Raw genomic sequence first — 25,072 nt, 5'->3', positions numbered from 1 at the left:
CAAGTATGTCTAAGTACGACTCCCATCTGAAATGTTCGTTTTGTGGCAAGTCCCAAGAACAGGTACGCAAATTAATTGCCGGGCCGGGAGTCTACATTTGCGATGAATGCGTTGACCTGTGTAATGAAATTTTAGATGAGGAGCTACTGGACTCTGGGACTCCAGCACCTCAGCCGGTTCCCCGTGCCGAACCTCCCCAGAAGCGCCGCGTCCGTTCCTCTAGTCTCTCTCTGAGCCAAATTCCCAAGCCGAGAGAACTGAAAAAGTATCTCGATGAACACGTAATTGGTCAAGACGAAGCCAAGAAAGTGCTTTCGGTAGCGGTATACAACCACTACAAGCGCCTGAGTTTTATCCAATCTAAAAATAATGGCAAAGCGGGGCATGACGATCAGGTAGAACTGCAAAAATCGAACATTCTCCTGATTGGCCCCACAGGTTGCGGGAAAACACTTCTGGCACAAACGCTGGCAAGCATTCTGGATGTACCCTTTGCTGTAGCAGATGCTACCACTCTGACGGAAGCAGGGTATGTCGGAGAAGATGTGGAAAATATCCTGCTGCGACTGTTGCAGGTGGCAGACTTGGATGTGGAAGAGGCGCAGCGGGGAATCATCTACATAGATGAAATTGACAAAATCGCCCGCAAGAGCGAAAATCCCTCAATTACGCGGGATGTCTCCGGTGAAGGCGTACAGCAAGCTTTGCTGAAGATGCTGGAGGGGACAATCGCCAACGTGCCGCCTCAAGGTGGACGGAAGCATCCCTATCAGGACTGCATCCAAATTGACACGAGCAACATCATGTTTATCTGTGGTGGTGCCTTTGTTGGTCTGGAGAAAGTTGTAGAGCAGAGAATTGGCAAAAAGTCAATAGGCTTTGTTCAAGGTGGTGAAGGGCAACCAAGAGAAAAACGCACAGCGGATATTGTGCGGCACTTGGAGCCGGACGACTTGGTGAAATTTGGGATGATTCCAGAGTTTATTGGTCGAGTGCCAGTGGTGGCGGTCGTCGATCCGCTGGATGAAGAAGCGCTGATGGCAATTTTGACTGAGCCTCGGAATGCGTTGGCGAAGCAGTACCAGAAGTTGCTGAAGATGGACAACGTGCAGCTAGACTTTAAGCCGGATGCGCTGCGGGCGATCGCGCAAGAAGCGTATCGGCGGAAAACTGGCGCACGGGCGCTGCGAGGAATTGTTGAAGAATTAATGCTGGATGTGATGTATGAGTTGCCGTCCCGCAAGGATGTGACTCGATGTACCATTACGCGAGAAATGGTAGAGAAGCGTTCTACTGCGGAATTGATCGTGCATCCTTCCTCTATGCCCAAGCCTGAATCTGCATAATTTGTAGCAGTGGTACAAAAAAGCTGAAAATATATAAACCCGTTTTCTCTGGAAAGCGGGTTTTTTACATAATAGTAGGGTAAACACCAATATTTTCTCTTATAAGGCAGAACTAGCCCCCTAGACCCTTCCCTAGTAGGGGTTTGGGGGACAAATCAAAGCCCCCTCCTAAGGGAACAAATTAAAGCCCTCTCCTAAAAGGAGGGGGGTTGGGGAGAGGTTAAGAGAGATGTATTGGGATGGGTACTACCCTAGATACTCAAAACTAAAAAGTCATAAAATGCCTCAAATTCAAGTTCGCGGCACTTCGCATTACTACGAATGGATCAAGACACCGAAAGATGGTGAAAAAAAGCCAGTAATGGTCTTCATGCACGGTTGGGGTGGATCTTCTCGTTACTGGGAAACCCCTGCTAAAGCCCTTTCGGAGACTTTTGACTGCTTGCTTTATGATATGCGAGGATTCGGGCGATCGCGTAAACTTTCGCCTGTGGGGAACGGTAACGTCCTAGCAGAAGAATCCTCGCCACTGGCAGAAGAACCTGCTACAGCCCAAGAGTTGACTTATGAAATGGAGGAATACGCTGACGACTTAGCAGGGTTATTAGAGACCTTGCAGTGCGATCGCGTCTATGTTAATGCCCACTCGATGGGAGCATCTGTCGCCGTCTTTTTTCTCAACCGCTACCCAGAGCTAGTAGAAAAAGCAATTTTAACCTGTAGCGGCGTTTTTGAATACGACGAAAAAGCATTTAAAGCTTTTCATAAATTTGGCGGCTATGTCGTCAAATTCCGTCCCCGTTGGCTGTATCAGCTTCCCCTCGTTGACCAGATGTTTATGAAGCGATTCGTGCATCGTCCCCTACCCAGTGCAATCAGTCGTGCTTTTTTAGACGATTTTCTGATGGCAGATTACCAAGCTGCTGTAGGCACCATGATTACCTCGGTTAGCGAAAAAGCAGCCCAAGTGATGCCTAATGAGTTCGCCAAGCTTACCGTTCCAACACTTATAGTAGCTGGTGAATACGATATCATTATCCCCGCCGCGATGGGGCGCGTCGCCGCAGGATTGAGTGACAAGGTGGAGTATGTCGAGATTCCCGATACTGCTCACTTTCCCATGCTGGAAGCACCAGAAGCTTATCTTAAGGTAGTGCAAGAGTTTTTGGGAATAGGCACTGAGCGAAGTTTCGACCAAACTGTAGCGTCCTAGTTGCGATCATTATTATACTCAGGCAGATTTTCCCCTCAGCAACACAACCAAGGCAACGCCTGTAATTCCAGCGACTACAACCCATGCTAAGGTCAAACCGATTAATTCGCTGAAGAATAGGCGGGTAGTCTGGCGCAAAATTCCACCTACAGTCCAGCCGATAGGCAGCCCTATCGCCCAGCCTACAGCATTTGCCAAGATCCACGTCCAAGCTTTTTTGACTTGCTGCCTGAGTACCAACCATTGCCCCAGCCCAAGCATTGCGCCTACAATTGTCCCATTCAAGACACCGAAGATTATTCTAGGTTCAGAAAGCAACGTTCCGGGGGCAACCCAGCCTATGGCACCCATACCACTGCCCCCGATTAAACCCCAACTGACTATACTCGCTAATATCCACCACCAAGCGATCGCAAGATGCTGTCTGAGAACCAACGCTTGAGAAAATGCGATCGCGCTTGCACCTATTGCGCCCTCTACAAGTTTAATATCGGTTCTATCGCCAATTTCCACCCAGAGCAAACTAACTAAAAAACCTACACAAGTAACTAACATCCATTGCAGCCAGAAAAAGCATCCAATTTTAGATTTTGGCTTTTTGATTTTAGATTGAGAAGTATTTTCAGCAGTAGGAAACAATCAACGTAAGAGCCAAACGGTATTAAGACCCACTTATACTATCCGGTTGGAGGCGACTTCGGCAAAACTTTTGGTTGCGTAGCGCTTGCGGGAAAAAGCGAACGGAAAGCTTCTCGGCGTTTTTTGGGTGACTCTGGAGACATATAACTCCATAAACTTTCCCAGTAGAAAAAGGATACCCCATTAAAACCGCGATCGCGCACCACCTGAACCTGCCCCTGAATTTGCTTCATGTCCACAGGACGACCCCATAACCCTGATAATATCCCCACACCGACGGGAATCTGACCACGAGCCATCTGCACTGCTGGTTGCGACAATTCCGCAGCAAAAGTTTTCAAGTCATCGCGATACACCTGTAAAACTAACTCATTCACCAAACCACGCTTTATCCAAGTCTGCCAATCTTGGAGATAGGATCTATAGGCAAAGTTGTAAGGGTTAGGAGACAAGGACACTAGACAGTAAGGATTAACGGATTTTACAGCTTGGAAAACTCGTTGCATAAAATCAGTAATTTTGTCTGCTCTCCAGCGTATCCACTCGGAATCTTTCGGATTAGTCGGGGGACTTTTTCCCTGATGTTCTTGTTGGTATAGTCTGATTGTGTAGGGGTCGTAGCCAAGCTCAACAGGTAAGCCAAAATGATCGTCTAATTGAATCCCAGCCACATCATATTTTTCGACAACTTCAACAATTAAATCGAGAATAAACTGCTGTACTTCCGGGTGCAGAGGATTGAGCCAAACTACTTTTCGAGTCAACTGTTTGCGGATGAATTGTTGAATTTTTCGAGAGGAAGGTTCAACATTTGGCTTTGCGGGTTTAAGCAAGTTTGGTTCTATATCTGGCGTCAGCATCTTTGTACCGTCCCCACGAAGTGAGATCCAGCCGGGGTGACGCTTCGCCAGATTTGAGCCAGCCGGAGCCATGAAGCCATACTCAAACCAAGGAATCACCCTAAGCCGCTGTCGATTTCCTTGCTCGACTATCTGCGCCAAAACATCGTTTCCTAGCCGTAGAATCTTCAGTCCTCTGTCTTGAGAACGACCAGTTACCCGTTTGGCTACAGAACTGGGATAGAAGGTATTTCCTCGGTTCCAGACTACCGGATAGACGGTGTTGAAGTTTAGTTGAGATAGCTGGTCTAATGCTCTGTTGATTCCCCAAGGCGTATATAGCACGCCACTGGCAACATTGGTCAGCCAAACGCCTCTTAACTCCGTAGAAGCTGAAATCGTTGGGGGATTTGCTTTAAACTGGGGAGGATAAATTGACAATGCGATCGCTACTGCCAAGCATAGCCAAGAAATGAACCAGGTTGGATTCCGGTTCTGTTTTCCTTTTCTGCCTTTGTGACGCTTTCTAGTCACTCAGCGAAAGCTTCCATAAACTCGTAGCTGGAAAATAAGCGTAAGTCTTCCCCCTGGTCTGAAAAATTTAGCAGCAACTTTGCGATCGCTATCTTATCAGCTATCGGATTGTTGAGCTACCTTCCTCACCGCTTCGATGTCCAACTCTAAAACCTCAGCTATTTGTTCTACACTCAACCCCTGCTGTAACAAGCGAGGCACTGTTTCTAGCTTGCCTTCTAGTTTGCCTTCTAGTTTGCCTTCTAGCTTGCCCTCTTCCTTAGCTTCTTGATAGACTCTGGTTTGTTTTAGATCACTTAATCCAAACATTGCTTCTAACTCCTGACGGCTTAATTGAGTAAATTTGTAGACCAATATCGTCTCAATCAATTCTAAAACCTTTCGCTTGAGTGCTTCATCCTCAAGCTCTTGTTGTGCCTTCTGAATTAACTGTCTAGCCAGCGTCTGGGCTGTATCTTCATTCTCAACTACTAACCGCACCATCCCCAAACCTACTGATGGATTTGCGGTTTCCTCCAATTCATCCAAATACACCCACTGTACTTGCTGACTTAGCAGCAGTCGCTGATATTCTATTGGCACTGCTTGGTCGATACTTCTTCGGCAAAACACTGCCACTGCACGCCAATCTTTTTTAGGTTTATTTTGACCGAGATAAAGGAAAATTTCGGTAAATAATCGATAGTAAAAGATATCGTCTGGTTGAAACTGGACTTCAACAAAGTAGATGGGTTTACGGCTTTGCTTAGAGGGAACAAATACTCCATCAATACGTTTAGCTGTTTCTTTGACTTCCACTGACTTGAATTCATAAGCGTTACCCTCAGTTGATGATTGACCAATGAGTTCAAAAAAGATGCCAGGGAAGGTCTGAAACATCTGATAGAAAATGCTGTCTGTTTTCATGCACAGGCTGTAGAAAAATCAAAAACCCGTGTTCTTCAAGAACACGGGTTTTCAAGCTTAAAAATCAGCGTAACAGACTATCAACCGCTCAGCAAAGCTTCGACAAACTCGTAGCTGGAAAATGGACGTAAATCTTCTACGCCTTCACCAGCACCAATGAAGCGAATTGGCAAGCCTAGCTGCTGCACTACAGCTAGAGCTACGCCTCCCTTAGCAGTTCCATCAAGTTTTGTCAATACTACGCCGCTAAGTTTTGCTGCCTGTGAGAATACTTCTGCCTGACGCAAGCCATTTTGTCCGAGAGTAGCATCTAGAACGAGGAGGGCTTCTATTTGGGCGTTGGGGGCTTTTTTATCGACAATCCGGCGAATTTTGCCCAGTTCTTCCATCAGATTTTTCTTGTTCTGGAGACGACCTGCTGTGTCGATGAGGAGTAATTCTGTACCTCGTGCCTGTGCTGCCGTAATGGCATCAAACACCACTGCCGCCGGATCGGTGTTCTGTCCGGGGTTGGCAATCACTTCTACAGCGCTACGCTGTCCCCAAATCTTCACCTGTTCGACTGCGGCGGCGCGGAAGGTATCGGCAGCGCCAATTAAGCATTTATAGCCAGATTTCTGGGCTAAATGGGCAATTTTGCCAATAGTGGTCGTTTTACCCGCACCATTGACTCCAGTCATCAGCCAGATATTCAGGGTGTCTTTTGTTGGGACAAAGGTGGGGCTGTAGGATTCTTGAATAGGTTTGTCGAGTAAGTCACGCAGGATTTTCTTCAGGTAAGCGATCGCTTGATCTGGAGGCAGCACTTCCTCTCGCAGCCTATCTTGTAGCGTTTTTATGATATAATCTGTCGCTTCTATGCCGACATCTGCCTGCAACAGCAGCGCCTCAATCTCCATCACCGCGTCTTGATTCAACGGCCCTTGACCGACGATGGCTTTGAGCTGGTTAATCAAGCTGCGACGGGTTTTGTCCAGACCTTGGCGCAGTCGCTTTAGCCAAGTGATTTCTTCAATTGAGACATCTTCTGCACGCCGCCCTTGAGTTGCCAGCACTTGGGCTGACCACATGAAACCCTCATCAAAAGCAAGTCCTGGCACTTCCTCGGTCACTGCTGTTGCCGCAGGCTGTACTGGTGCCTGTACCCGTTCTGGTTCGGGCGCTTCTATTGCGGTTGCTTTTAGCCGTTCTAGTCGTGCTTGTCGGTCTTCTTTTGCCCAGAATGGTACGGGGGTGGGGGGTGCTTCCTCTGTCTGTGTTTCAACACTATCAGGTGCTATAACTACGCCTGTTTCGGCGATCGCACTCTCTGTTTCTGGTTCCGGTGCTTCTGGTGCTATAACTACGCCTGTTTCGGCGATCGCTTCTACCTCTTGTGCCGATTCAGGTGTTGTTTCTTCCTCTACCTCGGCGTTAGTATGATTTATTTGCTCGGCAGCTGGTTCTGACGCGATCGCTTCTGAAGTTGCGGATGCAGCAAGGTCATCTTCCACCTCAAGACTAGCGGTTTCTGCGGCAGTGTCTATTAAAGTGTCTGGTGATTCAGAAACCTCTGCCGTGTCTGGAACATCCGCAGATGGTTCTTGTCCAGCATCAGGAGCAGCTTCCGGCTCAGCTTGTTCCTGCTTTTGCTGAATGTTTTTATAGGCTGCTTTGGCGTATCTGAGAAGATCCTCAGATACACCTGGTGACTGCTCCTGTGTTGATTCTGACGTTTCAGGTTCAGCGGACGGCTGAATTTGATCGCTTTGTTGCTGTTCAACCTGGGAGTCACTCTCAGAATTACTAAACTGGCGACGGAACCAATTAAAAACCATTGCACCTACTTAAACATTGCAGCAATCTTATTTTTAACCAGATGGTCGCAATTAAATACAACTTGTCCTTTTGGGGACTGGGTAAAGATTGATATCCAGTCCCCAATCTCTAATTTCCCGAACCAGTTAAATTTATTTGCACCGACCTGCTTACTAAACTATAGAAAAATTTTCTGTTAATTTTCTCTTCAAGTGCGCGATTTAGTCTTAAGCTTCTCAGTTACCCGACGCAGGACACCGTTAATAAACTTACGCCCTTCCTCATCGCTGTATTTTTTAGCTAGTTCTACAGCTTCATTAATAGCCGGACTATCGGGGACTCCTAAAAACATAATTTCTCCTACGGCGATCCGCAAGATATCGCGGTCAATTTTAGGCAAGCGGTTTAACTGCCAATCTACCATTGCCTCGGTTAGGAGGTCATCAATTTCTGTCCGCTTGCTGTTGACTGTGCTGAGAATTTCTAATGCGTAGGCGCGAACTTCATGTTGATTTGCCATTTGAACGAATTCTGGCAACTCTACAGCAGTTCCTAAGCGGTTGATTGCTGCTTGGGTTAGCTCAATAGCATCGCTCAACATGGCTTTGGCACTGCTGACATCGCTAGCGCGGGTTTCGCTAGTCAGGAGGCGATCGCTTCCGCGTTGGACTTCTGCTGCTGCTACCTCTAAAGTTTCTCGAACTTCACTTGTCAGGGTACGGATCGCAGCCATTATTAAATTGGACATTTGCTGCGATGCCACTTTTTCTTTATTCCCGCTCAGCTGGCTAAGGCTTAGGAGAGCTAATTCACGGGCAGTTCTGCGAGGTTGCATATAAAAGGCAAAAGTTAAAAAGCAAAAATCAAAATGGAAAAAGGTTAGAAGAAATGACAAAAGCCAAAAGTTAAAAAGGAAAAAGTTAAAAACTTATATCTTTGCCTTTTTCCTGATTTTTGCCTTTTGCTTTTTAGTCTTCTTCGGTTGGTACAACCTGCCACCTGCTCTCAGAACTCACTGGTTCCAGCTTCCGCTCGTTGGCATCGGCGGGGGGCATCAAGGGTATGGGGTTGGGACTAACGATTCCTCCGGAAACCACCACTTTAAAGGCATCTTCAATTGACATTGAGACGTTTAATACTTCGTCTTCTGGGACAATGGCATACCAGCCTGTGGTGGGGTTAGGCGTAGTGGGAACAAAAACGCTGAGCATAGAACGCTCCATTTGGCACTGGATTTCGCTGCTCATGGTACCTGTGACGAAAGCGATCGCCCAAATTCCTCGCCGAGGATACTCCACCAAAACGACCCGCCGAAACTTGCCGTTGGTGTCTCTTAAAATTGTCTCCAATAGCTGTTTGAGCGTTTTATAAACCGACCCCGCTAACGGAATCGCCTGCAAAAGTTGCTCCCCAAAATCCAGCAACCACCTCCCAGCAATGTTGCGTGCCATTAAGCCTATCAGCAAAATGCACAGCAGCGGCACTGTTAGCCCCACCACCAAATTCAGCAGATTTACCACGATGGGGTTCATCCCATCAAATGGATTAACCTGCTTGGGAACGCGGGTCAGAAAATTGATCACCCAGTTGGCAATAGTTATTGTCAGCCATATCGTAGTAGCCAAGGGAATGACTACTAAGAGACCTGCAATCAGGTCATTTTTTAAGTCCTGCTTGAGGCGTTGGATCACAGATTGCCCACTCTCTCCTTACAACTAGCGGTGCAGATTCGTACAAAATGCCAACTTTACCAATGGTTGCTCTTTGAGCAAAAACAACTTCGTCGTAGTATCCACACCATAGAAATAGGCTCAGGACTGGAACCTTATTCCATCAGATGCTCCTTTTTTAGGGCAGGCTGGGAAAGGCAAAAGTTTTCCATTCCTATCTCTATTTGTAAGACTTGTAAAGAATTGTTGCAAGTCCTTGGCAGCTGGTATCACACTTTACACTTTAGCATTTCTATGAGATCCAGCCCTGAGCTAAGAGGAAGAACTGAGTGTCGTCGCATCAACGGTTGTCTCATCGGCTTGCCCCTGTTGAGCTGAGTCATCAACAGGGGGCAAGGGCATATGCTTTAGTTCCCACACCTTGAGCAGGATCAAATACTCATAGAATGCCTGCAAGGTACACCAGGTAAACCCCGCTCTCCCATCCAGAAAACCACCCAAGAAGAAATACATATACAAGAAGCGCACTAGCGGACGGAAGGGCAAGCGCAAAGATAAATCTTTCAAGGCGCGGCGTCTTTGCACTTCCGAGCGACCGAAGAACAACTCTCGCCAATTGACTGACCCTTGCTGTAGCTGGCGTAGGGTTTCCTCCGCTTCATCGGTGGAATAGCGATTATGCTTGTCAATCCAGCGACTCAATCCCTTACCAGAGGTGTAGTGGGGATAAGTTTCCTTGAGGAAGTTGGTGGCTCCTTCGCAGACTTCGCGCTCAGTATGTCCATAGTCAGTAAACCAAACTTTTCCTCGCTGCAACAGACGCAGCTGGTAGCGGGGATACTGGGTGCTGTGACGAATCCAGCTACCCATGAACATGACGCGCTCTGCCGCGTAGTAGCCAACATACTCAGAGGTTTTGATGGCTTCCAAACACTCTTGAAACAGCTCTGGTGTCATCCGCTCATCGGCTTCTAGGATGTAAATCCAATCGTGTTTGGCTGGTACTTCTTCGAGCATCCAGGTTCTTTGTCGGCCGTGGCTTTCAAAGCGGTGTTGCACCACGCGGATGTCATAGCGACTGGCAATTTCTACAGTGCGATCGCTACTGTAGGAATCCACCACAACCACATCATCAGATAGCAGTGCCGACTCAATACAAGCTGCAATATCCAGCTCTTCGTTATAGGTCAGTATGTAAATTGAGAACATTTTCCCGCCGATCGTGATGGAAAATAATCAATCTCTTTCAGGAATTAAGAATTAAAAACTGGGGAATTTTTAATTCTTAATTCCCTACCTTAACGTGGCTGAGCTTTACGACGACCTCCCCCGATGCCGCCTGTCAATCCCAGTGCGGCAATTGCCAGGTAGCCTATGGCTAAGAGCAAACTGCTCAGTCCATTCTTTATACTCGATCTTAAAAACTGACTTTCGGCTTGTTTTTGTGCTTCTTGTTTGCCGCCACGAAGTTGAGTTTTAGCAGCATCGACTTGTTGGTTTAGAGCTTTTGGATCTTGCTTTAATCTTTGCAATTGGTCTTTAAGAGACTGTAATCTCGCCAGCTGTTCTCCTTGCACTTGACCGCTCTTGATCGCCTGATCTAGCTCGGTAAGCTTCTTTTCATCTTGAAGCAGGGAGCTAACCTGTTGCGATTGGCTAGCAATCTGAGTTTCTACTTGAGTGGCTCTTTGGTTAATTTGTGCGACAGCTTGATTGTTCAACAGACGCAGGCTGTTGATGTTGAGGATGGGAACTGGCAGTAGGAATGCCAAACCCAACAACCCAGCTAGTGCAAGCGCTCCGATTCTCACTATGTCTTCCCAACCTTTGCGGGCCGCGCCAGAGTTACTGTCTACCCAAAATCCAGCAAATAGAAAGGCAAGACCAACCATCGGAATGACTCCTTGGTTAATTAGCTGGAATGTAACGTTCTGTTGCCACTGTAGGAAGCCTAGCTGTACCTGTTCTGGAACAGCGTTACTGGGAGTCGCAGGCGGAATCAGAAGCACCGCATAATCAATGAGCGAGGAGAGAATCAGTATCAGCCCGACTACCTTGAGAATGTTGGAAGTAATAGAGGAAGGTTGACGGCTATTAGTTGCTTTCATGGCTTTTGTCTTGGGTTAGCGATCGTCCACATCAAACTTAACTGATTAACATACTGAGTGTCTTATCTGTCTTCCGGTCATTTAAGCACCCATTGCAGCAGCCCTATTAACCCCTTGGTTTCCCGGATGACAAGAGAGGGCTTTTACCCCGTTGTTGTCGATATGCGATGATTATCTAGAGGTTAAAACCTCCGATAATCAAAAGTTTTGTCACAAACTCTATATTTTACCTCAACTGCGTATACAACTACTAAATAAATTATAATCTGCAACTGAATCGATATAATTTTGATAAAAATCGGAATATTATATATTTCAATACGGTTCCTTTAAGAATAGTTGTAGGTTGGGACTGAGTAAAATCACCCAAAAAATTCTATATGAATGTTGGATGATGTTCCGACAAATAAATCGTAATGTTGGTATTTTTAGCTTTAAGTACATGGTATTGCTGCTATATATCTATCTTGTGAAAATGTTTTATGCTACCAATAAGCAAAGAGTCCTTATAAATTATTAACAGCCAAATATGATATTAGTTTATCAATTAAGCTGTTTATATTTAAGTAGATAACTGTTTATTAAAGAGCAAAATAAAAAAGGAATCTTTTTATTCCCCAATCCCTATTTTATGGAAGCGATCGCTTGTTTTGGTTGAATCCGATAAACCATAATCTGCGTATCCAGCCCTTTGAGGCTCATTGTGTTACCGACTCGCGGGAAATCCTTGACAACATTGGCAACATCAGAGTCGATCAGAACATTCTCAGTACAAGCGATGTCATTACCAAGGCTTTTTGCTTCAACTCGCGCTGCTGTATTGACCGTGGTGCCGAAGTAGTCAAGACGCTCATTTAAATTGACACTGATACAAGGCCCAACATCTATGCCAATCTTAAGAATCAGCTGGTCTTCTGCTGCAAGTTGCAACCGTAGATTCAAAGCTTGCATCTGGTGGTTCATAGCGATCGCAGCTTGCATGGCATCACTTGGCACAGTAAATGCTGCCATCACCGCATCCCCTATCGTTTTGACGACGACACCGTTGTGAGCATCTACCACATGAAACAACAGATCGAAGTGTTGCCGCACTAAATTATAAGCCCGCGAATCTCCTCGCCGCGCATACAATGCCGTCGAACCAGCCAAATCGGTAAATAAAATTGCCACCCGCTGAATCACCAAACTTTCATTAGGCAGTATCGTCTCGCGAGGAAACAAATCGCGGAAGGTTTGTAGAGTCAGCAATTGGTGTCCCGAAACCACACCATATTCCGCATCAATTTTGGCACGAAAGGCCGGATCGTCAAATGCTTTTTCCAGGCGGCGCAATTTCTCATCAATACTAAAGGTAACTCGCACCTGCTCGTCAGCATCAGTAGCGTATACACTGTCACAAGCTGTACATAGATGATTTGTCCGCAAATCGGATAAACTTTTTGGTTTGAAGTCGATGCCGCGACAAGCCGGACATTGAATGTCCCAGTTGAGAGTTAAAATACCCTCCTTGAGAGCAATGACTAAAACCCGCAAAGTCTCCCGCTCGCTCAACTGCAATTTTTCAGCAATCCGTTTGGGGTTAGCATGATATAATTCGCGGCGATCGCTTTGTTGTAAAAATGCCCTCAGCCGCTGCTGTACCTCTGGTTTAATGCTATACCTTTCCAAGGCAGCTACAGCTAGAGCAATATTATTCTGGTGTCTATGAAAAACGTTAAACATTTGGTGTCGCTAGATATATTAAGGATTTTAGTAGTGTGCGACCCTTGAGTATATTTTATATATCACCGTTACTGACTATTTGATTTTATCGACCTAAATTTGTGCTGAGAGTTAGCTTAGTACCAGATTAAAATATAAGTAAGTATGCCCCTGGTTTTTGTTAACAAAAAATCAACAATTATCATGATGTATTTTATCAGTATAAAGAGGTAATCGTGCAAATACCCCGCCTGCATCCAGACACAATTGAGGAAGTAAAACAACGGGTTGACATCGTTGAAGTCATCTCGGAACACGTTGTATTACGCAAGCGGGGCAAAGAGTATGTAGGTTTATGTCCTTTCCATGAGGAAAAATCTCCCAGTTTTACCGTCAGCCCCACTAAGCAGATGTACTACTGCTTTGGCTGTCAAGCCGGGGGAAATGCGATTACTTTTTTGAAGGAACACTCTAAACGTTCCTTTGGTGAGGTGGTGCTGGATTTGGCGCGGCGCTATCAAGTTCCGGTGCAAATGCTGGAGGCGGAACAGCGCGAGGAATTACAGCGGCAAATAACGCTACGAGAGCAGCTGTATGAGATTTTGGCAGTGGGGGCAAGCTTTTTTCAACACGCGCTGCGACAGCCCCAAGGGGAGGCGGCTTTAGAATATTTGTACTCCAAGCGGCAACTCTCGGAAGAAACTATTCAAAAGTTCCAGCTTGGTTATGCCCCGGCGGGTTGGGAAATTCTCTATGGCTACTTAGTGGTACAGAAAAGCTACCCGGCGCAGCTGGTGGAACAAGCGGGTTTGATTAAGCTGCGGGATGGGGGGAGCGGCTATATTGATAGATTTCGCGATCGCTTGATGATTCCCATCCACGACTCTCAAGGACGAGTAATTGCCTTTGGCGGCAGAACTCTGGGGGACGATCAGCCGAAATATCTCAATTCTCCGGAAACCGAATTATTTAATAAAGGCAAAATTCTGTTTGCTTTGGATAAAGCCCGTGAAGCTATTGGCAAGCAGGATCGGGCTGTGGTAGTGGAAGGATATTTTGATGCGATCGCTCTCCACTCCCACGGAATCGAAAACGTTGTCGCCTCTCTAGGTACAGCGCTGGGCTTAGATCAAGTCAAACAGCTACTACGTTACACCGAATCTAAGCAAATTGTACTCAACTTTGATGCCGATGCCGCCGGAACCAAGGCAGCTCAAAGAGCAATTGGAGAAATTGCCAATCTCGCCTATCAAGGACAAGTGAATCTGCGAGTTCTCAACTTGCCTGATGGAAAAGATGCTGACGAATTTATCCTCAAAGGTGGCGCTGAAAAATATCGGGAATTGCTGCTTGATGCTCCTCTCTGGCTTGATTGGCAAATCCAGCAAATCTTAGTAGGAAAAAATCTTAAACAGGCAGATCAATTTCAGCAAGTTACGGCAGAAATGGTGAAATTACTAAATAACATCACCAATGACGATCAGATTACCTATTATATTAATCACTGTGGAGAAATTCTCAGCCAAGGGGATTCTCGACGGGTTGGACTATTAACAGACAATCTCCTAAACAAAATTGTCCGTCACTGGGAAGAACTTCTAAACCAGGACAATTCTCTAAAAGTGCCTCTGTTAGTAAACAATCTTCTTAAGCAAAATAAGCGGTTTAAGACTCGTCCTTCTGTTAATAGAAATAAAGGTCAAAAAGAATTACCTGTTACTTCTGAAAGCACTCTTTTAGAAAGAGCCGAGGCTTTACTGTTGCGCTTTTATCTGCATTGCCCAGAATATCGACAGTTGATTAGCGATACTTTAGAAGAACAAGATTTATTATTTAGCCTTCCTCACCACCGACTTTTGTGGCTAAGAATTTCATCTTTACAGGAAACATCACCAGATTTACTATCTGCGCTACAAAACCTGTATGTTGATTTTCCTGAAGAAATGGCTCAAGTGTCTGGACTATTTTATCTAGACGAAAATGCCGAACTCGATATTCTCCGCGCTCCGGAATTGATCAAAGCAGGCGCTGCTTGTATGGAACGGGTAATGTGTGAAAACCTTTATCGTCACTTTTTAGAACTATGGAAAAATCTTGATAGTTCTCTGGATTTGAATAAACGGCAATACTACTGTCAGGAATTTTACCGAGCAAAACAGCGAATTAAAGAGTTAGATCAACAGCTGCAATTTTTGTATTTTTATCGCTAAGTATTCCTTAGTCGTGACATTTTCGTTCCCAGACGAACGCCTGGGAACGAGTAAAATACTGGCTAATGATTAGGGGCAAAATAGAGTGGCACGAGTTTCGCGTCCTGTCGTCGGGTTGGTGCCTTTAGCTGTTTTACACAACTGTTTTTGCACATCCTGACGAAACAAGACATCTGTAAAATCTGCTCCATCAATGATGGCACCTTCAAACTTGGAGTTAAAGGCAAACGCTCCCTCCAAAATAGCGTTAGTTAAGTTAGCGTTAGTGAAACGAGCAGTGTCTAGGGTAGCGTTTCTGAGATCGGCTCCCTCTAAATTGGCACTTTCAAGATTAGCGCCAAAGAAGCTGACACCCCGCAAATCTGTATGACTCAGGTTACTGCTGCGAAGATTGGCTTTAGTAAAGCTGGAGTCCGTAAGCACTTTACCTGAGAAATCTGCACCGATCAAGAATTCTTTGTTGTAGTCTTCAGCTAGGGCAGGAGTGGCGATCGCGCCGAAAGCTGTTAAAGATGCGATCGCTACCAGCAACAAACCCAGTAAAATTGTCGAAATCCGATTGTTTAGCCTAAAATTCATGCTGCTTCCAGAGGAAGATGGAAAACCGTCGTCTATCTCATTATCCCAATATCGGTGTTTTAGGAGAAGACCTGGTTGCTCAATGGTTACATTCACAAGGTTTCTTAATTCTGCATCGTCGCTGGCGTTGTCGCTGGGGAGAGATAGACATAATTGCGCGACAATGCTCGACTGGGGACAAGGAAGCTTTCCCGAAGTCTAGCCAATACCCAATCCCCAATTCCCTTGAGCCAGTCTTAGCATTTGTCGAGGTTAAAACTCGCAGTCGGGGAAATTGGGATGCGGATGGAATGCTGGCAATTACAGCGAAAAAGCAAGCAAAACTTTGGCGCACAGCGGAGCTTTTTCTAGCGGATAACCCAGATTTAGCAAATCTTTCTTGCCGTTTTGATGTCGCTCTTGTCAGATGTGTGCGATCGCTTCTTTCTCAACCTGCCTCGGTTGCTTCACCAAAACCTGGGGAGATGACGCTCTTAGGATACCATCTGAGTGTACAAGACTACATCCAGTCTGCTTTTGATTAAATATTAGCAATACCCACCAGTCCCTCGCTTTGGCGGGCATTCACCCTACATTTAATGGCTAATTACTTTTAAATAATTAGCCATTAGCCAAAGAATAATTAAGCTAAAGTTTCGGGGCAATATCCTAGCCCTCTAGTGAACTGTTGCCGGAATGCTTCAATATCGCTGCGATCCGGGGTACCATGAGAAACTACAGCTACTTGATAGCGTCGCATAACTTCTATTGGGGACTGTCCCGTTTCCAGGCTCCAAAGGGCCATTTGGAGGCGAATTGCAGGCTCGTAGGGGATTCCCAGCTCGTTCATAAATGCCCTAAAGTCGCCATCTTGCTGAGGGGTTAGCGGGCTGTAGGTTTTGATCTTGATTACCCAGCCATCAATCTGATGAATTACAGTCATTAAACGCACGGGCAGTTGGGGCATTCCGTGTAGATATTCAACCACCCGTAGGGTAAGGCTGGCATTCGCCAGAAAGTAAACGTATTCCATGAGGTTTCTTGGTGAGGAGTGCCAAGCTGTTGCTATACCTCTAATTCTCACCTTATAAAGCTTTTTGCAACAGGGGAAAAGCCCCCGATCTTATCTGGGGGATATTACCCAATTACTTTAGTTACATTGAGCAATAAATTATCCGTAGACTAACGGGGATAAACCGGATGACTAAACTTGATGGAGACACTGAAATTACAGATACCCAGTCGGGAAACTGTGAGTCGGGAAACTGTGAAGCTGTTGCTGGACTAGGGGAACTCAAGCTGAACAATGAAGTTGAGTCACCCAGCGAGAATAATATAGATCGGTTGTTATCCAGTTATGACTATGAACTCCCAGCAGAGATGATTGCACAGAACCCGGCGGTGCCCAGGGATAGTGCGCGTATGTTGGTAGTAGATTCCCCAAATCGCCATTTTCACGCCATTTTCCGTGATTTACCGGATTTACTCAAGCCGGGAGATTTACTTGTATTAAATAATACTCGTGTTATTCCCGCTCGCCTCCGTGGTCGTAAATCTACGGGCGCACCAGTTGAGGTGTTACTGCTGGAGGAACGGCAAAATAACTGCTGGTTAGCTTTGGTGAAACCAGGGCGGCGGTTACAACCGGGGGCGAAGATTTTTTTTGAACCTCAGGGATTGGAGACAAGGGACTGGGGACAAGGGACTGGGGACAAGGGACTGGGGACTGGGGACAAGGAAGCTTTCCCGAAGTCTACCCAATTCCCAATCCCCAATTCCCAATCCCCAATCCCTAATCCGTTGAGTGCAACTGTGCTGGAAAGGGATGAGACCACTGGGGGGCGTTTGTTGCAGTTTGATGTTCCTTTGGGGGTGTCTTTTTGGGAGATGTTAGAAGAATACGGTGAAATGCCCCTACCACCTTACATTACAGCTTCCCAATCTCAGCCGGAGGAGTATCAAACTGTTTACGCTCAACGCCAAGGCGCGATCGCAGCCCCGACAGCTGGGCTACACTTTACCCCAGAGTTACTCAATCGCTTGCACGAACGAGGGATTAAGCAAGCTTCGGTGACGCTACACGTCGGAGTTGGTACGTTTCGCCCCGTGGAAGTGGAGGATATTACTACCCACAAAATGCACGGGGAATGGGTGGAAGTACCCGCGTCAACTGTGGAACAAATTCGGGAAACCCAGGCGCAAGGCGGTAGGATTATTGCCGTAGGGACAACGGTGGTGCGAAGTCTAGAGTCAGCCGCCGCTAATGGGGAATTGCAGCCATATTCCGGTAAAACAGAATTGTTCATTTACCCCGGCTATCAGTGGCGGGTAGTAGACGGGCTGATTACCAATTTCCATTTACCTTGTTCGAGTTTGCTGATGTTGGTTGGCGCTTTGATTGGGCGTGGGCGGTTACTGGATTTGTACCAAGTCGCAATAAAGCATCAATATCGCTTCTATTCTTTTGGTGATGCAATGCTAATTTTGCCAGAAGGAGCAGGGGCTGCGGACTAGGAACTAGGGACTATAGCAATCCTAAATGATTCGTGAACTTCTGTAGGGACACGGCAGTGCGTATCCCTACACCAGGGCGAATACTCGTTCATAACTTAAATAGGATTGCTATAGGTAAGACTTTTTCTTCTTCCCCAATCCCCAATCCCCAATCCCCAATCCCCATTTACAATTACTATTACTATTACTTAAGAGATAGTGGTGCGGGGTTCCTAAATATGCTGAAAAACCACAAATCAACTTATTTGCTTGCAGCTGCTTTGATTGCTTTTGGTTGGACAACTGCCGATAATGCCTGTGCCGGAGAACGACGGTACAAACAACAAAAAACGGCATCGTTTACATCCACCTTAGGAAATAAACAGATGGTCGAGGGTTTATACACTCAAGATTTGGAAGCAGCTTCTTACTTCCAGCAAGGAGTGACCCGGTATAACCGCCAAGACTTTCGGGGTGCAGAACTAGCCCTTCGGAAATCGCTGGAGTTTGACCCTAGCATTGCAATGGCTTATTATCTGTTGGGAAATTCATTAGCTCAACAAGGTCAGTTTGAGCGGGCAACTAACGAGTATCTACAAGCTATACGCCTCAACCCGAATCTGGGAGAGGCTTATTACAATTTGGGAGTTGCTTTATATAGACAAGGGCAACCAGATGCAGCGCTGGCTGCGTACCAAAGAGCGCTGGCTTTTAATCCCAACTTAGCAGATGGCTACTATAATGTTGGGTTGGCGTTGGAAGCTAAAGGGCAATCAGAGGAAGCGATCGCTGCATATCGGCAAGCTTTGGTCAAAGAACCCAACTACGCCCAGGCTCACTATAACTTGGGGCTGCTTTTGGTGAAACAAAACCAACCCGAAGCTGCACTCACCGAATTTCAGGAAGCGGTTCGGATTAACCCAAACTATGCCGAAGCTCAATATCAACTAGGGTTACTTTATACCCAGCAAAACCAGCAGCAGCGGGCGGTAAACGCATTTAAGACAGCAGCAGATCGCAATCCTGAGTTGGCAGATGCTCAATACCAGATGGGGGTGATTTTTGCCCAGCAAGGTAACTTCAAAGCAGCAGCCAACAGATTCCAAGAGGCGGTGCGTCTCAATCCCAACGATGCTGAATCTTACCAGCAACTGGGGGCGATGCTACTGAAGCGGAATCAAGTCAAAGAAGCAACCACGGCTTTGACGGAAGCTAAGCGTCTCAAGCCGAATGACGCTACGATTGAGTATAACTTGGGCGTGGCGCTACAAAGGCAAGGTCAGTTAGCCCAAGCGATCGCAGCTTACCAGCAAGCCATTGTCATCGATCCCAGTCTGGCTGATGCCTTTTATAACCTGGGAGTCTCCCTGCAACAAACTGGACGACGCGAGGAGGCGATTCCTTTTCTAATCCAAGCGAAGAGTTTGTTTAATCAGCAGGGGAATGTAGACAAAATTGACCAGCTAAACCAATTTTTACAGCAGATAGGAGCCAACTAAAAAAGGCAAACAGTAGGAGTCTTCTCGTTCCCCGTCTCTGGCTGGGGACGAGATAAAAAGCCTTTACCTTTCGTCGGTTGCCTTAAATTGGTAAACGATTAATGTCTTTATTGCAGCCAATCACAACCATTGCCGATCCCTTATAAAGTCGCTGGTGGGGATTGGGGTTAATTTCAAACTTGCTATCGTGACTTACTGCTAACAAATTCAAACCAAAGCGGTTGCGGAGTTGAAGTTCGGAAATAGTTTTGCCGTGAAACTCGTCGGGAACAATAACTTCTACAATACTATGATCGGTGTCCAGATCGAAGCGGTCTAAAATAGCAGGTTTAGTGAGACTTCTTGCTAAAGCACAGCCCATTTCATGCTCTGGGAACACCACATGATCTGCCCCCACTTTTTGAAGTAATTTTACATGAATATCTGAGGAAGCTTTAGCTACTACATGGGGTACGCCAGCTTCCTTCAAATTTAGCGTAGTAATTACACTCGCTTCCAGATAATTACCAATCGCCACAATCACCGTATCAAAATCAGAAATTCCCGCCTCTTTAAGGGCAGCTGGTTCTGTTGAATCCAATTGCACCGCGTGGGCGGCAATTTGATCTGTCAAGATTTGGGCTACTTTCTTTTCGTCGGCATCAACACCCAGCACTTCGTAGCCTAGTCGGTGTAGAGTCCAGCAGACACCACGACCAAAACGCCCTAATCCAACGACTGCAAATTGACGCTTGTTGTTGTTATTGGTGCGTAGACTGCGAAAAAAACTCAAAGACGACAAATTCACTCTCTTTACTCCGGACTGTTTATTGTGGTCATTAGTAATTGTTAAAAGCTAATTGGTAATTTCATTACCATTAACAACTGAGAACTGACAATAGATTATTTAGCACTGACGATCGCGATCGCTACCCCACCAATAAATTCTCTTCTGGATATCGAACAACGCTGGGGCTAGGATCTCCTAAAACGGCTGACATGAGTAGCAACACTCCCACTCGCCCAATGTACATCGTGGCAATTATCACCAATTTCGCGAATGCTGAAAGAGTCGCTGTGATGCCAGCAGAAAGTCCAACTGTGGCAAATGCTGAAACAACTTCAAGCAGGATTTGGATAAAGTCAAACTGTGGATCGTGCAGCGCAATTAAAGTTGTGGAACCAATCACCACCATCAATGAACCAAATGCGACACCAACAGCCTTTAATATCAGCACCAACGGTATTTGACGCTGATAACACAGAACTTCTTCCTTCCCTTGTAGAACTGCTTTAGTACAGCTAAACAACACTCTCACGGTAGTAGTTTTAATCCCGCCGCCTGTACCGCCGGGATTGGTACCGATAAACATGAAGGCAATTGTAATAAATAGACCAGCCTCGGTCATCTTACCAATATCAATCGTATTAAATCCGGCTGTTCTTGGAGTAACAGATTGAAACCAAGCAGCCATTAATTTTTGAGGGAAGCTTAGTTGTCCAAAGGTTTGCGGATTGTTGAATTCCGCAAATAAGAAGAAAATGGTTCCCAAGATCAGTAAAAGGAGAGTGGTACTGGTGGCAACTTTGAAGTTCAGAGAAAATACTACTTTCTCTGGGCGTTTATGGTAGCGATCGCGTAGCCAGAGATACGCTTCCATAATCACTTCGTAGCCAATCCCTCCCAAAATAATCAAAACTGGGACGATCAGGTTGACTAAGGGCGATCGCACATACCGAATCAAATTATTTGGAAAAAGGCCAAAGCCTGCATTATTAAAGGAATTCACGCTATGAAAAATTGATAGCCAAAGACCGCGCTCCATCCCATAATCCGGCACAAACACCAACATCAGTAAAAAAATGCCGGAAATTTCAATAATCAGCGTCATGGCAATAATCGAGCGAACCAACTCCACCACACCAGACAATCCAGGCTGGTCTAATGATTGTTGAAGAGCGATTTTCTCTCTCAAGCCAAACTTGCGCCCCAACAGCAGCAAAAGCAAAGTTGTTGCTGTCATATAGCCCAAGCCACCCACCTGCACCAGCAAGACCAGGAACAGCTGCCCCCAGAATGAATAAAAAGTCCCGACATCAACCACAGATAAACCAGTCACGCAAACCGCAGAAGTTGCCGTAAATAGGGCTATTAGCGGATTGCTCCATCTGCCATCACTCATAGAAATCGGCAACATCAGTAAAAGCGTGCCAACCGTAATTACCGCTAGGAAACCCAGGCAAATAGTTCGGGAAACAGTCATAGGCTAACCTGAAGAACAGCTAAGTGCTGAATCTAAGAATTGAGAGGGGAGAAAAAAACTCTTTTTAAGAGCTTACTGCTTTCGGAGTTCTGATAGGCTAATTTTTGATCCGCACTTTTCGCGACAATTTCATGACATCAACTCTATATCAGCAAATTCAGCAGTTATACGACGGTTCCTCTGGTCTTTGGGAACAGATTTGGGGCGAACATATGCACCACGGGTACTATGGCGCAGATGGTACCCAAAAAAAAGACCGAAGGCAGGCACAGATTGACCTGATAGAACAATTACTCAACTGGGCTGGCGTACAACAAGCCCAGCATATTGTTGATGTTGGTTGCGGAATTGGCGGCAGTTCCCTATACCTGGCACAAAAGTTTAACGCTACTGCCACTGGGATTACTCTCAGCCCAGTCCAGGCTAACCGGGCAAAGGAACGCGCAGCGGCGGCGGGACTGAGTGAAAGGGCATCTTTTGAGGTGGCAGATGCTTTAAATATGCCTTTTGCCGATAACTCCTTTGACTTGGTATGGTCGATGGAAAGTGGGGAACATATGCCGAATAAAAAGAAGTTTTTGGAGGAATGCTACCGGGTACTAAAGCCTGGTGGAACTTTCATTATGGCAACGTGGTGTCACCGTCCTTTGGGTGGAGAATATGGGCAACTTACAAATGATGAGCGGAAACATTTGGCGGAAATTTACCGGGTGTATGCTTTGCCTTATGTGATTTCGCTGCCCGAATATGAAGAAATGGCTGGTAATATCTCTTTCCAAAATATTCGCACGGCAGACTGGTCAACAGCTGTAGCCCCATTCTGGGATGTAGTAATTGATTCTACCTTTAATTTCGATGCCATTGTGGGTTTGCTGCTTTCCGGTTGGACAACCATTCAGGCTGCGCTTTCTCTAGGCTTAATGAGTCGGGGTTATCAGCGAGGCTTGATTCGATTTGGGTTGCTGTGCGCTAGCAAAGGAGATGTGCTTTAGCGTCTGAACCAATACGGTTAGGTTAAGTATGTTCATCCCTTGAAGATCCCCCTTGTTAGAGGATGTCCCAGAAGTGTCACGAGTTAATTTGATCCCCCTAGCACCTGCGTTAACGCGCTGCTGCGCTAGAGAAAAGGGGGAGAATCAAGTCTTAGTCCCCCTTAAAAAGGGGGATGCAAGGGGTATCTCCACCATCTAAGCGTCTCGATTATGACTTTTCAGACATCCTCTTACGGGGATTGGGCAGGGTGGTTTCATACAACCCTTAGAAAATGTCGAAAATTGCGACATTTTCTAAGGGCATGGCATTGCCATGCCCCTACTGTAGGTAGGGTTAAGGGATGAAACCCAATACGCATAAGCATTTGTTAAGTGAGGTTCCAAGGGCCCAACCTATGTTCTGAATAAGGGGCTTTTTGAAAGTTGCAGATTGAATAAGTAATAACTTTGGTAGCAAAAATTGCTTAAAATCAAGCCTGAGCATTTATTCAGGCACTTACTCTCTGTGATATCTCCTCAAAAGCCTTCCGGGCCCCAAATTAATCCTTCTCAGTCCCATCCAGTTCAGCAACGTGTTCCCTGGCTGTATGCCTTTTGGAAGTTTTCGCGACCCCATACGATCATTGGCACTAGCTTAAGTGTGGTGGCATTATACTTGATGGCGATCGCTCTCAGCACCACTAACGTCATCGGCGATAGCGTGGTGCAACTGTTGGGAAGTTGGATTGCTTGTTTGGGGGGCAATATTTACATTGTGGGGTTAAATCAGCTGGAAGATGTGGAAATTGACAAAATTAACAAACCCCATTTGCCCATCGCAGCAGGTGAATTTTCCCGGCGACAAGCTGTAATAATTATCGCTCTTAGCGGTACTGTAGCGTTGCTTTCTGCGCTGCTGCTGGGGCAATATTTACTTTTGACAGTGGGCATTAGTTTAGCAATTGGCACCGCTTATTCTTTACCGCCAATTCGATTAAAGCGGTTTCCATTTTGGGCCGCATTGTGTATTTTCACTGTGCGGGGGGTAATTGTTAATTTAGGGCTGTTTCTACACTTCAGTTGGGTGTTGCAAAAAGAACAAGTGATTCCCGTACCAGTCTGGACGCTAACCTTGTTTGTGTTGGTGTTTACGTTTGCGATCGCTATCTTTAAAGACATCCCCGACATGGAAGGCGACAAGCAGTACAATATCACCACTTTTACAATCCAGTTGGGTAAAGCTGCTGTATTTAATCTCTCTCTCTGGGTAATAACTGTATGTTACGTGGGGATGATTTTAGCGGGAGTGGTGAAGCTTCCTTTGCTAAACGCCACCTTTGTAGTCATTACTCATTTATTAGCACTAGCGTTGCTGTGGTGGCGTAGCACAAGGGTTGATTTACAAGATAAGGTAGCGATCGCATCCTTCTATCAATTTATCTGGAAACTGTTTTTCTTGGAATATCTAATTTTTCCCGCCGCCTGTCTTTTGGCGTAAGAAAAACACTGCCTGATAAGGGCGCGTTACATAACGCTTTTTAGGTCGCGTAGCGAAACCCAACATACATACAGATGAGCCGTGAAATAAATTTCCGGCTCATAGCTTAAACCCGTTTTAACGGGTTAAAATCAATACCAAGCAAGCATTTGAGGGCGTTGAAATGGACTTGATATTTCAGCCGGAACTAAACCGTGCTTGCTCGCAAGGCAAAAATTAAGCGCTATCCATCCAAATTTGTTTAATTACAATCTTACAAATTAAAGTATAAAGTGAGGAAAAAATGGGCGAAAATCAAAGAATTTATTTTCTTGCTACGGCTGTGGTTGGTATTATTTTAACCGGACTTGCTTATTTTATCTGGGAGACAATTACTACTTCAAACATCTTTGAAAAAGGAGTAAATCTTTATAAACAAAAAGATTTTGCAAGCGCCGAGGCAAAATTTCGCAGGGTGATTGAACGACACCGTACTAATGATATGGCTCGGTTGTTTTTGGGAAATTCGCTGATGGCGCAAAACAAACTTGATGAGGCTACGCCTGTGTTTCGGGAACTGACGGAGAGATCGCCCAAAAATATAGATGCTTATTTAAGGTTGGGAGACGCTTTGATGAAGCAAAATAAGTTAGAAGAAGCGATCGCAAATCTGCAAAAAGCTAGAGAATTATATAAAGCACCGTCCCCAGAGCAAAAACAGCTCGAAGACTTAATCGAGCAAATTAAACTAAACACGCCCACACCGTGAAGGGTGAGGCTACACATATAAAGCCTGATAAGAGCCGGCTTTATATGTGTAGCCTTGCGTTGTGCAAGCTTTGTCTGTTCGCCCTTAACTTTAGTCGTC

Annotated in this window: 22 protein-coding genes; 9 read left to right on the top strand and 13 right to left on the bottom strand. The window is 45.9% G+C overall.

Annotated elements, in window-relative coordinates:
• Positions 1-5 precede the first annotated feature (5 nt).
• On the top strand, positions 6-1,346 hold the full coding sequence (gene clpX, locus H6F66_RS22345; protein ID WP_190425637.1) for an ATP-dependent protease ATP-binding subunit ClpX: 1,341 nt from the start codon (positions 6-8) through the stop codon (positions 1,344-1,346).
• A 280-nt stretch (positions 1,347-1,626) separates the two neighbouring features.
• Positions 1,627-2,559: an alpha/beta hydrolase gene (locus H6F66_RS22340; protein ID WP_190425635.1), complete on the top strand. Its 933-nt coding sequence runs from the start codon at positions 1,627-1,629 to the stop codon at positions 2,557-2,559.
• Positions 2,560-2,577: 18 nt separating this feature from the next.
• On the opposite strand, the gene H6F66_RS22335 is transcribed toward H6F66_RS22340, so the two are convergent.
• The 9 genes from H6F66_RS22335 to H6F66_RS22295 all read right to left on the bottom strand — a co-directional run bounded on the left by H6F66_RS22335 (position 2,578) and on the right by H6F66_RS22295 (position 12,774).
• Positions 2,578-3,114 (bottom strand): hypothetical protein, encoded by a 537-nt coding sequence (locus tag H6F66_RS22335; RefSeq protein ID WP_199295175.1) that lies wholly within the window; start codon positions 3,112-3,114, stop codon positions 2,578-2,580.
• 122 nt (positions 3,115-3,236) lie between these two features.
• On the bottom strand, positions 3,237-4,571 hold the full coding sequence (locus H6F66_RS22330; protein WP_347269417.1) for a glycoside hydrolase family 10 protein: 1,335 nt from the start codon (positions 4,569-4,571) through the stop codon (positions 3,237-3,239).
• 96 nt (positions 4,572-4,667) lie between these two features.
• A complete protein-coding gene (locus H6F66_RS22325; protein ID WP_190425633.1) occupies positions 4,668-5,477 on the bottom strand; it encodes an Rpn family recombination-promoting nuclease/putative transposase in 810 nt (269 codons plus the stop codon).
• Positions 5,478-5,557: 80 nt separating this feature from the next.
• Positions 5,558-7,294: a signal recognition particle-docking protein FtsY gene (ftsY, locus tag H6F66_RS22320; protein ID WP_190425631.1), complete on the bottom strand. Its 1,737-nt coding sequence runs from the start codon at positions 7,292-7,294 to the stop codon at positions 5,558-5,560.
• A 188-nt stretch (positions 7,295-7,482) separates the two neighbouring features.
• Positions 7,483-8,109, bottom strand: coding sequence for a transcription antitermination factor NusB (gene nusB, locus H6F66_RS22315; protein WP_190425629.1), 627 nt, complete (start codon positions 8,107-8,109; stop codon positions 7,483-7,485).
• A gap of 133 nt (positions 8,110-8,242) precedes the next feature.
• Positions 8,243-8,965: a DUF502 domain-containing protein gene (locus tag H6F66_RS22310; RefSeq protein ID WP_190425625.1), complete on the bottom strand. Its 723-nt coding sequence runs from the start codon at positions 8,963-8,965 to the stop codon at positions 8,243-8,245.
• A 291-nt stretch (positions 8,966-9,256) separates the two neighbouring features.
• On the bottom strand, positions 9,257-10,153 hold the full coding sequence (locus H6F66_RS22305) for a glycosyltransferase family 2 protein (RefSeq protein ID WP_190425622.1): 897 nt from the start codon (positions 10,151-10,153) through the stop codon (positions 9,257-9,259).
• Between the two features lie 89 nt (positions 10,154-10,242).
• On the bottom strand, positions 10,243-11,052 hold the full coding sequence (locus H6F66_RS22300) for an HpsJ family protein (RefSeq protein WP_199295174.1): 810 nt from the start codon (positions 11,050-11,052) through the stop codon (positions 10,243-10,245).
• A 624-nt stretch (positions 11,053-11,676) separates the two neighbouring features.
• On the bottom strand, positions 11,677-12,774 hold the full coding sequence (locus H6F66_RS22295; protein ID WP_190425618.1) for an adenylate/guanylate cyclase domain-containing protein: 1,098 nt from the start codon (positions 12,772-12,774) through the stop codon (positions 11,677-11,679).
• 215 nt (positions 12,775-12,989) lie between these two features.
• Between H6F66_RS22295 and dnaG the strand changes: the two genes are divergently transcribed.
• The gene (gene dnaG, locus H6F66_RS22290; protein WP_190425615.1) at positions 12,990-14,963 is read left to right on the top strand and encodes a DNA primase; all 1,974 of its coding nucleotides are present in this window, start codon (positions 12,990-12,992) and stop codon (positions 14,961-14,963) included.
• 69 nt (positions 14,964-15,032) lie between these two features.
• Here the strand turns inward: dnaG and H6F66_RS22285 are convergent, their stop codons facing one another.
• A complete protein-coding gene (locus H6F66_RS22285) occupies positions 15,033-15,542 on the bottom strand; it encodes a pentapeptide repeat-containing protein (protein ID WP_190425613.1) in 510 nt (169 codons plus the stop codon).
• Between the two features lie 17 nt (positions 15,543-15,559).
• On the opposite strand from H6F66_RS22285, the gene H6F66_RS22280 reads away from it, so the two are divergent.
• Positions 15,560-16,066, top strand: coding sequence for a YraN family protein (locus tag H6F66_RS22280; protein ID WP_190425612.1), 507 nt, complete (start codon positions 15,560-15,562; stop codon positions 16,064-16,066).
• A 98-nt stretch (positions 16,067-16,164) separates the two neighbouring features.
• On the opposite strand, the gene H6F66_RS22275 is transcribed toward H6F66_RS22280, so the two are convergent.
• The gene (locus H6F66_RS22275) at positions 16,165-16,554 is read right to left on the bottom strand and encodes a hypothetical protein (RefSeq protein ID WP_190425610.1); all 390 of its coding nucleotides are present in this window, start codon (positions 16,552-16,554) and stop codon (positions 16,165-16,167) included.
• A gap of 167 nt (positions 16,555-16,721) precedes the next feature.
• Here H6F66_RS22275 and queA point away from each other — a divergent pair, with 167 nt between their 5' ends.
• Both queA and H6F66_RS22265 read left to right on the top strand, forming a co-directional pair.
• Positions 16,722-18,035, top strand: a complete 1,314-nt coding sequence (queA, locus tag H6F66_RS22270; RefSeq protein ID WP_190425608.1) for a tRNA preQ1(34) S-adenosylmethionine ribosyltransferase-isomerase QueA — start codon at positions 16,722-16,724, stop codon at positions 18,033-18,035.
• A gap of 56 nt (positions 18,036-18,091) precedes the next feature.
• The gene (locus tag H6F66_RS22265) at positions 18,092-19,513 is read left to right on the top strand and encodes a tetratricopeptide repeat protein (protein WP_190425606.1); all 1,422 of its coding nucleotides are present in this window, start codon (positions 18,092-18,094) and stop codon (positions 19,511-19,513) included.
• Positions 19,514-19,595: 82 nt separating this feature from the next.
• Here H6F66_RS22265 and H6F66_RS22260 read toward each other — a convergent pair whose 3' ends face one another.
• Together H6F66_RS22260 and H6F66_RS22255 are read right to left on the bottom strand one after the other, a co-directional pair.
• Complete coding sequence (locus H6F66_RS22260) at positions 19,596-20,300, bottom strand: NAD-binding protein (RefSeq protein ID WP_190425604.1); 705 nt, start codon at positions 20,298-20,300, stop codon at positions 19,596-19,598.
• Positions 20,301-20,421: 121 nt separating this feature from the next.
• Positions 20,422-21,756: a TrkH family potassium uptake protein gene (locus tag H6F66_RS22255; RefSeq protein WP_190425601.1), complete on the bottom strand. Its 1,335-nt coding sequence runs from the start codon at positions 21,754-21,756 to the stop codon at positions 20,422-20,424.
• Positions 21,757-21,887: 131 nt separating this feature from the next.
• Between H6F66_RS22255 and H6F66_RS22250 the strand changes: the two genes are divergently transcribed.
• The 3 genes from H6F66_RS22250 to H6F66_RS22240 all read left to right on the top strand — a co-directional run bounded on the left by H6F66_RS22250 (position 21,888) and on the right by H6F66_RS22240 (position 24,973).
• Positions 21,888-22,748, top strand: a complete 861-nt coding sequence (locus H6F66_RS22250) for a methyltransferase domain-containing protein (RefSeq protein WP_190425598.1) — start codon at positions 21,888-21,890, stop codon at positions 22,746-22,748.
• A gap of 538 nt (positions 22,749-23,286) precedes the next feature.
• Complete coding sequence (locus H6F66_RS22245) at positions 23,287-24,225, top strand: homogentisate phytyltransferase (protein WP_347269419.1); 939 nt, start codon at positions 23,287-23,289, stop codon at positions 24,223-24,225.
• 283 nt (positions 24,226-24,508) lie between these two features.
• Entirely contained in the window at positions 24,509-24,973 is a 465-nt protein-coding gene (locus H6F66_RS22240) for a tetratricopeptide repeat protein (protein WP_190425595.1), read from the top strand.
• Positions 24,974-25,072: the final 99 nt, after the last annotated feature.

The organism is Trichocoleus sp. FACHB-6 (genome assembly GCF_014695815.1).
Taxonomy (GTDB): domain Bacteria; phylum Cyanobacteriota; class Cyanobacteriia; order Cyanobacteriales; family FACHB-T130; genus Funiculus; species Funiculus sociatus.
Note: the sequence above shows the minus strand (reverse complement) of the source record. Positions and strands in the feature narration are given on the sequence as shown.